Annotated in this window: 10 protein-coding genes; 3 read left to right on the forward strand and 7 right to left on the reverse strand. The window is 47.4% G+C overall.

Annotated features, from left to right (window positions below):
- Positions 1-8 precede the first annotated feature (8 nt).
- From AC4EHJ_RS13935 to glgB, 5 genes are read right to left on the reverse strand one after another with little or no spacing between them, the layout of a single operon-like run.
- On the reverse strand, positions 9-2,399 hold the full coding sequence (locus tag AC4EHJ_RS13935) for a glycogen/starch/alpha-glucan phosphorylase (RefSeq protein ID WP_490976231.1): 2,391 nt from the start codon (positions 2,397-2,399) through the stop codon (positions 9-11).
- Positions 2,400-2,407: 8 nt separating this feature from the next.
- The gene (gene glgA / locus AC4EHJ_RS13940) at positions 2,408-3,844 is read right to left on the reverse strand and encodes a glycogen synthase GlgA (RefSeq protein ID WP_490976232.1); all 1,437 of its coding nucleotides are present in this window, start codon (positions 3,842-3,844) and stop codon (positions 2,408-2,410) included.
- Entirely contained in the window at positions 3,841-4,863 is a 1,023-nt protein-coding gene (locus AC4EHJ_RS13945; RefSeq protein ID WP_490976233.1) for a GlgC family sugar phosphate nucleotidyltransferase, read from the reverse strand. Before AC4EHJ_RS13945 ends, glgA begins: the two co-directional genes overlap by 4 nt.
- Positions 4,860-6,008, reverse strand: a complete 1,149-nt coding sequence (locus AC4EHJ_RS13950; protein WP_490976234.1) for a glucose-1-phosphate adenylyltransferase — start codon at positions 6,006-6,008, stop codon at positions 4,860-4,862. Before AC4EHJ_RS13950 ends, AC4EHJ_RS13945 begins: the two co-directional genes overlap by 4 nt.
- Before the next feature lie 2 nt (positions 6,009-6,010).
- Positions 6,011-7,888 carry a 1,4-alpha-glucan branching protein GlgB gene (gene glgB / locus AC4EHJ_RS13955; RefSeq protein ID WP_490976235.1) on the reverse strand — a complete coding sequence of 626 codons (1,878 nt, stop codon included), beginning with the start codon at positions 7,886-7,888 and terminating at the stop codon, positions 6,011-6,013.
- Positions 7,889-8,280: 392 nt separating this feature from the next.
- On the opposite strand from glgB, the gene AC4EHJ_RS13960 reads away from it, so the two are divergent.
- Positions 8,281-8,859 (forward strand): SCO family protein, encoded by a 579-nt coding sequence (locus AC4EHJ_RS13960; protein ID WP_490976236.1) that lies wholly within the window; start codon positions 8,281-8,283, stop codon positions 8,857-8,859.
- Positions 8,860-8,862: 3 nt separating this feature from the next.
- Positions 8,863-9,192, forward strand: a complete 330-nt coding sequence (locus tag AC4EHJ_RS13965; protein ID WP_490976237.1) for a hypothetical protein — start codon at positions 8,863-8,865, stop codon at positions 9,190-9,192.
- 93 nt (positions 9,193-9,285) lie between these two features.
- Here AC4EHJ_RS13965 and AC4EHJ_RS13970 read toward each other — a convergent pair whose 3' ends face one another.
- Entirely contained in the window at positions 9,286-10,326 is a 1,041-nt protein-coding gene (locus AC4EHJ_RS13970) for a lactonase family protein (protein ID WP_490976238.1), read from the reverse strand.
- Between the two features lie 325 nt (positions 10,327-10,651).
- Here AC4EHJ_RS13970 and AC4EHJ_RS13975 point away from each other — a divergent pair, with 325 nt between their 5' ends.
- Complete coding sequence (locus AC4EHJ_RS13975) at positions 10,652-11,560, forward strand: proline dehydrogenase family protein (protein ID WP_490976239.1); 909 nt, start codon at positions 10,652-10,654, stop codon at positions 11,558-11,560.
- 45 nt (positions 11,561-11,605) lie between these two features.
- Here the strand turns inward: AC4EHJ_RS13975 and AC4EHJ_RS13980 are convergent, their stop codons facing one another.
- Positions 11,606-12,544 (reverse strand): ring-cleaving dioxygenase, encoded by a 939-nt coding sequence (locus tag AC4EHJ_RS13980; protein ID WP_490976240.1) that lies wholly within the window; start codon positions 12,542-12,544, stop codon positions 11,606-11,608.
- Positions 12,545-12,558 lie beyond the last annotated feature (14 nt).

The raw sequence follows: 12,558 nt of genomic DNA on the forward strand, positions 1-12,558 counted from the left end.
CCTTCCCGCTATAAAAGGTTGCTTGACACCCTGCTGAGTTGCCATACTTCATCCGAGTATTCCTGTATAGTGCGGTCGCTTGAAAAAATTCCGGATTGCGCAATATTGACTACAGACATCTCCTGCCAAGCCTGGCTGTTTTCAAAGGTACTGAGCAATCGCTCATGGGCTTTTTCGTACTGCAGGATATCTTTCAGTACGAAGAACGGATCATTACAGTCGACCAGCTGGTTTCGGATTGCGGATATATTTTCCGCACCGTCCGAGAGGCCGCCGTCCAATAATTGTGCCATTACTAGCTGCAAGTCCTGCTCGTGCTGGATGATATCCGGCGGATAATAGCTTTGTTCTTTTTCAAATTGCATCACTTGCCGGGCAGTCAATCCGAAAATGAATGCATTATCTTCCCCGACTTGTTCCACAATCTCTAAATTTGCGCCATCAAAGGTTCCTAAAGTTATGGCGCCGTTCATCATAAATTTCATATTGCCGGTGCCTGACGCCTCTTTCGAAGCAGTCGATATCTGTTCACTGACATCCGATGCCGGAAAGATTTTTTCCGCCTTGCTGACGCTATAGTCTTCAATAAATACGATGTGGAGGTGCTTTTTCGCCAACGGATCGTTATTGACTTGTTTTGCAATGGTGTTGATGAGTTTTACCACTTGTTTGGCGTAATGATAGCTAGGGGCTGCTTTGCCCCCAAAAATGAATGTCCGAGGGTAAGGACGGAATGACTGATCCCTTAAGATGCGGTTATAAAGCATCTGAATATGGAGGATGTTCATCAATTGGCGTTTATAGCCATGGATTCGCTTGATCTGAGCATCAAATACTGATTCAGGATCCACAATAATATCCTGATGCGTTTTAATGTAATCTGCCAGCTGCCGCTTTTTGGCAAGCTTTACCGCTTGAAGATCCTGGAGGAATGCCGGATCCTGGCTGAAACGATTGAGTTTATGCAATTTGATCGGCTCACGGATCCACTCATCCCCGATAGCCGACGTGATTAATCCGGACAACTCCGGATTCGCTTTCAAGAGCCAGCGTCGATGGGCAATGCCATTCGTGATGTTATGGAATTTGTGGGGAAAATGATCGTTCAGTTCTTTCATTTCACGCATTTTCAGAATTTCGGTGTGCAGTTTAGCGACGCCATTTACTTTATAACTGCCTACCACAGCGAGCGTCGCCATATGAACGACGCCATTTTCAATGATGGCAAGCTTTTTGCGCCGCCACTCATCTAACGGCTCCTGCTGGGTTTTTTCTTTGAAGCGGCGGTCTATTTCCTGGATAATCATATACACTCTCGGCAATAGCCGTTCCAGCAAAGAGCTGCTCCATTTCTCCAAAGCCTCTTCAAGGATTGTATGGTTCGTATAGGAAAACGTATGGGTCACAATCCCCCATGCTTCTTCCCATTGCAAGCCTTCTTCATCCATTAAGATGCGCATCAACTCCGGAATCGCCAGTGCTGGATGCGTGTCATTGATTTGAATGGCGACATGTCGCGCTAAATCACTTAGTGGGCAATCGCGATTTTTGACGATTGTCTGGAGCGAGGCGCTGCATAGAAAATATTGCTGCTTGAGGCGCAGTATTTTTCCCGCATCTAAGGAAGCATCAGGATATAGCCGGTCGGTCACCGCAGCGATTTCCTGCTCATACAGCGATCGCTGTTTGCCTTTAGGCAAAGGGCGGCTAGACACTTCCGCTTGCCACAGACGCAATGTGTTTACAGTCTTTCCCGCAGCTCCGACAACCGGATAATCATACGGCACCGCTTTGATCCATTCCGCGTCCTTCAAAACAGGTTGTAACAGATTGCTTTCAAGGCCGGGTTCAATGAAACCGAAAAAAGGGATGTCCAACGACAATTCTTCTCTTCTGATGCCCCAACCCTCTTTTTCCTCAATCCAGACAGTCGGCTGTTCTGTTTGAAACCCGTCGTGGAAAATCTGCGTGAACAAACCGCCCTTATAGCGCAGGCCGCAGCCATGCCCCGGCAGTTGGAGAGAAGCCAATGAATCCATAAAGCAAGCAGCCAGGCGGCCAAGACCCCCATTACCCAAACCGGGTTCAGGCTCCAGCTCTTCGATGGCATGCAAGTCGAAGCCAAGTTCTTTCAGACCTTCCCCTACGAATCCATGCACATCCAAATTCATCAGGTTCTGTCCTAAAATCCGCCCCACTAAAAATTCAATGGAAAAATAATATAATTGCTTGCGCTTCTGATCTTTGTATTGTTGATTCGTCTTCTCCCAGTCATCATACGTCCACTCTTTCACCATAGCCGTTAGAACCGAATAAACAGTTTGCAGGGACTCTTTGTCTTCCCGTTGTTCGAGGCGCGCCACAAAACTCTCTTTGAACCGCTCTTTTGAACTGAACATCCCCATCCTCACCTTTCGGCAATCACATTATAGGCCTCAGCATAGATTTCCGCAGAACGCTTCCATGAAGAATCGCGCTGCATGCCATTTTTTTTGATGACTTCCCAATGTTCCGGGTTCTGATACAACTCCAACGCCCGCTCCAAAGCTTCTTCAAAGCTTTCATTCGCAGAAAAATCACTTAAAAATCCATTGCCAGTTTGTGCTGCGACGTCGTATTCGACTACCGTGTCTTTTAATCCACCGGTTTTATTGGCGACGGGGACAGTGCCGTAACGCATCGAAATGAGCTGGCTCAGCCCGCACGGTTCAAAATGAGATGGCATCAGGAATATATCGGCTCCCGCGTAGAGGAGATGGGCGAGGTCCTCATCAAAGCCGATGTATATAGCCACTTTTTCAGGAAACTCTGTGGCTAGGCTTTTGAAAAGCTGAGCAACTTCTTCATCACCAGATCCCAGCAAGATGAATTGCACATCCCTTTCCTTCAACAGCTTCGGCAGCAGCTCCTGCAACACGTCCATCCCTTTTTGTTTTGTGAGCCGGGAAACGATAGCCAATAACGGAATATCCCCCCGTACCGGAAGCTTGAATCTTTTTTGGACGGCGCGCTTATTGATCGCTTTTCCTTCCATCGAAGTTTCGTCGTATTCCATTTCAATCACCAAATCGGTAGCCGGATTGTAGAACTCGGTGTCCAGCCCGTTCAAAATGCCAACGAGGCTTTCGCCCTTCTCCTGCAGCAAAGTTTCAAGCCCTTCGCCGTAGCGGGCAGTCAAAATTTCATCTCGATAAGTCGGACTGACAGTCGTCACTTGATCAGCAAACAAAATTCCCGTCTTCAGGATATTAAAATATCCTTTCCACTCGGCGGTCCCGTCCTCGTAATACGCGCCATCCATTTCATATTCCTCGGTCAATACGCTTTTCGGCGAATTTCCTTGGAATTGCAAGTTGTGGATGGTCAATATGGTTTTTATTTTTTTGTTCATCGCCTTGTAGCACGAATCTTTCTCCATCAGGAATGGGATAAGGGCCGTGTGCCAATCGTGCAAGTGCAAAATGTCCGTTTGCTCTCTCTGGTTTTCTACGATTGCCAGTACTGCGCGGCTGAAGAACGCGAAACGCGTATGGTCGTCCGGTTGGCGGTAAATCAGATCCCTATCAAAATAGGCGTCGTTTTCAACGAAGATGTAGTCGACTCCTTTCAGCTCATAGCTGAAGGTCCGGCAACGGTGATTCTGCCCTTTGAAAGGCACTTCCACTTCTTCTCCCAACGTGAATTCCTTTTGGTATTCTTGTGGGATCAAACTGTATTTCGGCAAGACGACCGTCACTTCACAGCCAATTTCCACCAGCGCTTTCGGCAAGGCACCCAATACATCTGCCAAGCCCCCCGCTTTTACAAAAGGCACACATTCTGCGGCCGCCATTACAATTTTCATCTGACTTCCTCCTTCAAAATCCGTTCCCCTTTGCGCAGCACAATCGGCTCTTCCGCTGTGCCTTTAAGTACTGTCCCCGCTTCAATAAAGACATTTTTATCAGCGATGACATAGGCCAAATCGCAATTTTCTTCAATCGTGCATTTCTGCATGATGATACAATGGTCAGCCTTCGTATTTTCCTTGATAACGACAGCCCGGCTGATGATGCTGTCGACGACAGTCCCTCTGATCGTCGACCCATTTGCCATTAACGCGCGCTTCACTGAAGAACCTTTCATATAACGCGTAGGTGGTTCGTCTTTCACTTTTGTGTAAATCGGACGTTCCGGCAGAAACAGTGCATTGCGTTTTTCCGGCTCCAATAAATCCATGGATGCTTTGAAATAACTGTCGATAGAATCAATGACAGCGCAATAGCCCTTGTATTCATAGACACCGAATCTATAGCTGCTTTTCTTCCTTCTGACACAATCTTCCACACTGAACACCTGGTTTTGGCGGTAGTTCTTCAAAAACTCAATGAGCAGGCTTCTCTTCAGGATATAGCTTCTAAGCGGCTGGCCATTGCTCACCGCTTCCGTCACATCCGCACCGGACTCGATATGCGATTCCAACATGTCTTCATAATCTATTTGGGAAACCGTAAAACAGTTTGTGATCACTGCGTATTCCTGGCGGCTTCTTTCGAAAAAGACCATATGCTCTTCCAGCGCTGCAAATCCCCCTACGCTCATTTGGCCACTGTCTTTAGTGGACACAGGCAAGAAGAATAGACCGTCTTTCCGGCGATCAAGGTCCCAGCTTTTCCCTCTTCCGATATGGTCCATCAACGAAACAAACGGATAAGAAGGGAAAACGCCTACGGATGTGATGCCCGAATTGACGATGTTGGATAAAGTGAAATCGATGAGCCGGTATCGCCCAGCGAACGGGATGGACGCAGCTGACCGGTATAAGGTCAAATCTTCCAGACCCGGCAATTTTACAGTGGCATCAATGATTGCAACTAATTTCATACTTCCGCACTCTCCTTCCATTCATCGATTATCTCTTGCGTCAAAAGGATGATTTCTCCTTCTGGATCGCCAATTTCAAAGTTTTCCGGGATCATCAGGCCAGGCGGGATAATCGTTCTTGCTAATTTCGCACCAGAACCGATGACTACACGGTTCATGACAACGCACTCGTAAAGGGATGCGCCTTGTTCAATGTGGACTTCCTGGAAAATGATCGATTTTTCGGCTTTGCCTTCAATGACGCAGCCTTCGTTGACAAAGACTTCCTGCAATTCTCCTGTTTCCGTCACAACTTGAGGCGGCAATTGCCGATTGGAGGAAAAGATTCGCCAGCCCGGATCATGCAAATTTAAACCTGAATGGGCGTCCAGCAAATCCATATTCGCCTCCCACAGGCTTTCAACAGTCCCGACATCTTTCCAATAGCCCTTAAATGGATACGCGACTAATTTTTCGCCTGCTTCGAGCATCAACGGAATGATGTTTTTTCCGAAGTCATGGGAAGAGTTTTCATTGGCATCATCTATAGTCAAATATTTTTTCAACTTTTGCCAATTAAAAATATACACGCCCATCGAAGCCAAATTGCTTTCTGGCTCTTTTGGTTTTTCAACAAATTCCGTGACATTCAAGTCAGCATCTGTATTCATGATGCCAAACCGGCTTGCTTCATTCCATGGTACTTCAATGACCGAAATAGTGGCATCCGCTTTATGTGATTTATGGAAATCCAGCATTTTTTGGTAATCCATTTTGTAAATATGATCACCGGACAGGATGAGGACGTATTCAGGGTCTTGTTCCATTAAATAAGTAAAGTTCTGGTAAATGGCATTGGCGGTGCCGTTATACCATTTGATGCCGTCCATTTCCGCATATGGAGTCAGCATGGTTACGCCGCCGCTTCTTCTGTCCAAATCCCAAGGTGTTCCAAGCCCTATGTAGCGGTGCAGTACATGGGGCTGGTACTGGGTAAGCACACCGACCGTGTGGATCTCCGAGTTGACGCAATTCGATAAAGGAAAATCGATAATCCGGTATTTTCCGCCAAATGGAATCGCCGGCTTCGCGATATTATAAGTCAATGATTTCAAACGGCTTCCCTGGCCGCCAGCCAGCAGCATGGCAACTACTTTGTTTTTCAAGTTCATCCACTCCTATCTTTTTTTGTTTTCCAAACACTCATTGTATAAGCGGGCAAGTCGATGGCTATGGAATAATCCTGTCCATCCCAAGGCTTTTCGCGGGCATTATGGACAGTTCCGAGCCGCGGTTCCTTGCCGCCATAAGCGGTGTCATTCGTCGTAAAAATTTGTTCGTACGGGAAATCAGCAGGGACCCCCACTTCAAATTTGCTATAGCTGCGGTCCGAGAAATTACAGACGATGATACATTCATCTGCCGGAGCCCGCCCCCTGCGGATAAACGCAAGAACGCTTTGCTCATGATTATGCGGATCCAACCACAAGAATCCATCCCGGACATCATCAAGCTCATGCATCGCTTTTTCCGTCCGGTAGAAAATCAGCAACTCTTTGGTGAACAGCGCTATCTGGCGGTGGGCTTTATAGTCGAATAAAAACCAATTCAACTCAGGCTGGAATGTCCATTCTTCGTCATGCCCGAATTCCTGTCCCATGAAAAGCAATTTCTTTCCGGGATGAACTGCCCAAAAACCAAGCAGTAAACGCAATTGCTGAAACTTCTCTTCCAAATCTCCTGGAAACTTATGGAGCAAAGATTTTTGGCCATCCACCACTTGGTCGTGCGAAAAGATTGAGATATAGCGTTCCTCGTAATAATAGGTCAATGCGAAACTCAACATATGGTGGATATCTCTCCGTTCAGTGGATGGGGTCTGCATATAGCCTAGCGTGTCGTGCATCCAGCCGAAGTTCCATTTATAGTGGAAGCCGATCCCGCCATCTTCGACTTCGCCGGTTACCTTCGGATAATGCCAGGCATCTTCGGCAATGAGAAGCGCTGCGGGATGCTGCTGGCGCAAGCGGGTCGTCAATCTCTTCAAAAAAGATACCCCTTCTTCGTTGGGAACCCGGCCCTCGTCATTCGGCACATACAGCAGCTTCATTAGCGCATCCATCCTGAACCCGTCAAACTTGAATTCTTCCAGCCAATAATTTGCGCTTGATAACAGGAAGCTTACAACTTCCCCACGCCGAACATCGAAGTTCAATGTGCCCCATTCCGGGTTGAACCGCCGCCCCTCGCGAGAATCCTCGTAGAGAGCAGTGCCGTTGAACAATGCGAGTCCGTGAATATCTTGACAAAAATGCCCTGGCACCCAGTCCAGAAAAAGACCGACTCCATTTTCCGCACATTTAGAAACGAAAAATTTCAAGTCATCCCTTGATCCGTATCGGCTTGTCGGCGCAAAATAGCCGGTTGTCTGATAGCCCCACGATTCATCGAGCGGATGCTCGGTGATCGGCAAGATTTCAATGTGGGTGAATCCCTGCCTTTTAATATAAGGAATCAATTCACCTGCCAATTCACGGTAAGTCAGGAATTTTCCGTCTTTTGCTTTTTTCCATGTGCCGATGTGCAGTTCGTAAATCGCCATAGGTTTTTCAAAATGCCCTTTGGACTGGATCGTCTTGTAATTCAACGCCGATTTGGACCATTCGTGCTTGGAACTTCCAGCAACTACGGAACGATTAGCCGGCCTGATTTCCCCGGCGCGGGCAAAAGGATCGGATTTCGTCAAGATTTCCCCCTGAAGGGTTTCGATTTCATATACGTAAACGGCATCTGCCATTCTCCGGGGTATCCGGACCTGCCAAATGCTGACATCTTTCGGATGATGTTCCATCGGGTATCGATCGTCCAGTTCCCCTGCAACAGAGCTACAAAGAACCGAGACACGCTTTACGCCCGGTACCCAAACGACGAAAACTGTTTCATCTTGATAAGCATGAGACCCAAAATATAAATAAGCGTCCATCATGTGCCCATTGTGGAAATCTGCTAATTTTTCATCCGTTAGCTCTGTTTTGCCATTGCCCAAAAAAACACCTCCCAAAACTGGCGCATATTATCCGCATCGTCATCCCATATTCCGGACTCTGTTCATTCGCTTTCGATTCCATTTTTAAGCGCCGCTGCGCCCCCTAATCTGACTGCTGCGGGTATACATGTCTATACCCTGATTGCACCTTAAATGCACCCCAGAATACAGCAAATATATAGATAATAGTATTCTGCACAATAGGCAATAAATCCTTGTAAAAAATCGGAATTTAAAAAAGTATTGAAATTATAGGAAGCAAGGAGCAGATTCTTCTTCACTTTGCGTTCTTAATATTTACACATAAAAAGCATTTCAAGGTCTTGTCCGATGGCGGATATTGTTCTACCCTTAAGGCATGCGTGTTTAATAATAGAAAGGATCTGGATCAATTGAGCAAAAAATTCTGGATTATTGCGTTCTTGCTGCTGCCCCTTGTGCTCGCCGGATGCGGCAATGGCATTGAAGACCCCCTTAATTGGGAAATAGAAGATTTCACTTATACGAATCAGGAAAACGAAGAATTCGGCCTCGCAGATTTAGAAGGCGAAGTCTGGTTGGCTGATTTCATCTTCACGAATTGCACGACTGTGTGTTTGCCCATGACTTCGAATATGGTCGAGCTGCAAAAGCAATTCAAAGAAGAGGGCCTCGACATTAACATCGTATCTTTCAGTGTAGATCCGCTTGTCGACAAACCGGAAGAATTGAAATCCTACGCTGAAAATTACGGTGCCGACTTAGCATCGTGGAATTTACTGACTGGCTACACCCCACAGTCCATCGACAAATTCGCTATGGAAAATTTCCGCACTATCGCTAGAAAACCGGAAGATTCCGACCAAGTGCTCCACGGCACGGAATTCTATCTCGTGGATAAAAACGGAGTCGTCATGAAAAGCTATAACGGCGTCAATCCTGTTGTCGAAGATATTATCTCTGACGCAAAAATCCTGCTGGCGGAGGAATAGGCCTTGAACAAGAAAACTGTATGGGGTGCCGCTATTATCCTGGTGTCCGCAGCCTTGATTGCTTTGCTTTTCTTGCCGCGGGAAAATAATCCGTCACCTAATGAGCGTGTGGTATTGGAACACACATACCGCACATACATCGCTCCTTCATGCTTTGAAGAATCAGATCCCACTAATTTCATCGAAGACAGTACACTCCAACAAGCGCGTGAACTCGGCTACCCGCCTGACACCGCTTGTACAGAAAAGGCATTTCAAGGCAATCATGACAGCTTCTTCATCGATTTCCTGAAAGAGCTGGAAATTCTGAAAGATGGCACGCCTGATTGGTAAGAACAAAAGCGGACAGCGAAACGGCTGTCCGCTTTTTTCCGCTGTCGGCAAGCATCCAATCCCAATATTCAGTCCAGCCCTTCACCACTTTTTTCAGCGTGTTCCCGCATACCTTATACAAACCGGCGCTTTCGTATGGACCGGTTTGCCATGAAGCTGCGGCATTCCCGCATCGTCAATCTTCAGCACCGTCAGAGACCCGGATTTTTCATTGGCGGCGATAAGCCATTCATTGCCAGGGGCCAAGGCGAAATGGCGCGGCCCTTTACCCCCGGTTTCTGCGAATCCCAATGCATTCAATGTTCCATCTTCTTCGATCGAGAAAGCGGCAATGCTGTCATGCCCGCGGTTTGAAGCATACAGGAATCTGCCGTTTTCCGAGACCACCAGTTCTGCGCTAGTATTCTGCCCTTGCCAGCGTTTGGGCACGAGCGATAGGGCCTGCAGCTTGTCGATGCCCGCCCCTTCCCTGATTCCATAAACCGCAAGCGTCGAGCTCAGTTCTTCCAACGCGTAAAAAACCTTCAGAGATGGATGGAAAGCCACATGGCGGGGCCCTGCACCGGGCGCCGTTTCAATAATACGCTGATGTTCCAGCTTGCCGTTTTGGCGGTCCATTTTATAAATGTGAATTTTGTCCATGCCTAGATCCGGTACTAGAAACAGCTGTGTCCCCGGAATTTGGGAAACGGAATGTGGGTGGGCTGCATCCTGCCGCAGTTCATTCGGCCCCGCTCCTTCATGTTTGGCTGAATCTGCCAAAGCGCCGATCACTCCATCCTCATCCAGCGGAAAGACATTTACATTGCCTCCGGAATAATTAACAGACAGCAGCCATTTGCCTGATTCATCAACAGCGGCATGTGCCGGATGGGCACCATTAGACGGCTGTCGGCTGATTTCCGTTAACGTTTCGGCTACTAATCCGAAACGCCACGACACAAGTTCCCCGCTATCCGTTTCGCTGCAGGTAATGAATATTTCACCAGCTGGGTGGAACGCCAAGTATGAGGGCCGCTCCACTCCCCCTGCCCCTGTCTTTTCTGTCAAACTCCCGTCCGCCGGATCGAACTGCCATAGCTTGACTCCTGGCTCATCAGCTCTGGAATATGACCCCGTCAAAAAATATTGCATCCATCCGCCCCCTCAAGCTGTATTTCATTTAGAATATTCCGTCTTCTCCCAGTATACGGGAACCGTCCATATCTTTCAATTTCATCCGGGGCGATTTAAAGTTAGGAGGAAGAGCACCCATCGACTATAATAAGAAGTGGGATTCTGTAAACGTTTTCCCTTTCCGACAACGCTGTAAAACGATTCTTCGCCGGCGTTTCGCCTAATGGACGAAGAGCAAAACAGCAGATTACCAAACTCATGTATTAAATAAGAAATCATGGCGGCAGCTGCGTCTTTTATTTCGGGAGGCTTCAGGCATCCGAAAAGTATAGGAGGAAAAAAAGTGGGGTTAACTAAAGACTTTTTTATTGCTTTGTCAAAGAACCAGGTTTTGAATAGCGGGGCAAAAAAATGGGGGCTCAAATTGGGCGCCAGCAAAGTGGTAGCAGGCACGGATATCGACAGCATGCTGAAATCGGTCAAAGAATTGAATGCGGACGGAATCAGCGCCACAATAGATAATTTGGGCGAATTCGTCTATAGCAGAGAAGAAGCGCTGGAAGCGAAGACCAATATCCTGGCCACCTTGGAAGCCATCCAGCAACATGGTGTTTCCGCGCATATGTCTGTTAAGCTAACTCAGATCGGGTTAGATGTCGATCACAAGTTTTGCTTGGAAAATATGCGTGAAATTGCCGAAGCGGCAGCGCGTTACGCAATTTTCATCAATATTGACATGGAAGATTACAGCCATCTTCAACCGACACTCGATATCCTCCACGCACTGGTAAAGGAATTCGATAACGTCGGCACTGTCATCCAAGCTTATCTGTATCGTTCTGAAAAAGATTTAGAGCTTCTGAAAAATGTCCGTTTGCGCTTGGTTAAAGGCGCCTATAAGGAAATCTCAGAAGTGTCTTTCCAAAGCGCGCAGGACATTGACAGCAATTATTTGAAGCTGATCAAAATCCGCTTGCAGCAGCCGGGCTTTACGTCGATCGCAACCCACGACCACGTGATCATCGATGAAGTAAAACGCTACGTCAAAGAACACAATATCCCGCTTGACCGTTTCGAGTTCCAGATGCTTTACGGTTTCCGTACTGAACTTCAAAAGCAATTGGCACAGGAAGGATACACATTCACCGTTTATGTACCGTTCGGAGAAGACTGGTATGGCTACTACATGCGTCGCCTGGCAGAGCGTCCACAAAACATCAACCTTGCGTTGAAAAGCCTCGTCTCAAAATAAAAAAGCGCATTTCGGAAGCCAAGCTTCCGAAATGCGCTTTTTCTTTTATTCCACTTCTCTGATCACGAGCGGAGCAAGATCCTGCTTCAGCCGATTGCGGTATTGTTCGTATTGAGGCGGCAGCATCAGGTCTTGCCCCATTGCCTCCTGTGTTTCATCCACTGCGAAACCTGGCGGATCTGTCGCGATTTCAAATAACAAATCGCCGTATTCACGGAAATAGATGGCATTAAAATAATTCCGGTCTTGTACAGGTGTTACACCGAGACCATAAGCTTCAATATGATGCTTCCAGTCCAGCTGGTCTTTATCATCTTTTGCCCGCCAAGCAATATGATGGACTGTTCCGACACCAATCTGCCCGATTCCGACAGATGCCAATTTTACATCGACTGTATTCCCGAGTTCAGCCGGAGAGCGGAAACGCAGCACGCCGCCGTCTTCGCCAATTTTTTGGAGGCCCATTGCCGTTTGGAGAAGCTCAGCAGTCTTTTCAGCGTTGGACGTGTACAAAACAGCGCCGGCAAAGCCTTTGATTGCTGTTTCCGGCGTCACTTCACCGAACTTCCAGTCGTTCGCCTTCCCTTCTGCGCGTTCAACCAGCTCCAGTTGCAGACCGTGCGGATCATTGAAAGCCAAATAATGTTCGCCAAAGCGCTCAACTTTTTCAACCGCTACTTCGAACTTAGCCAATCTCTTTTCCCAAAATTCCAAGGCACCTGATGGAACAGCATAGGATGTCACGCCGACTTGCCCGTCGCCGATTTTCCCTTTGTAGGCATTTCCCCAAGGGAAAAATGTGATGATGGTCCCCGGCTCGCCTAAAGAATTCCCGAAATAAAGATGATACGTTCCGGGATCGTCAAAATTAATGGTCTTCTTAACTAAACGCAACCCCAACACACCTGCATAGAAATCAGCATTTTCCTGCGCATCTCCTACAATGGCGGTGATATGGTGAATGCCTTCTATTTGTTTTGCCATAAACAATCAGCTCC

The sequence above is a fragment of the Planococcus sp. TJ-301 genome, from assembly GCF_058268475.1.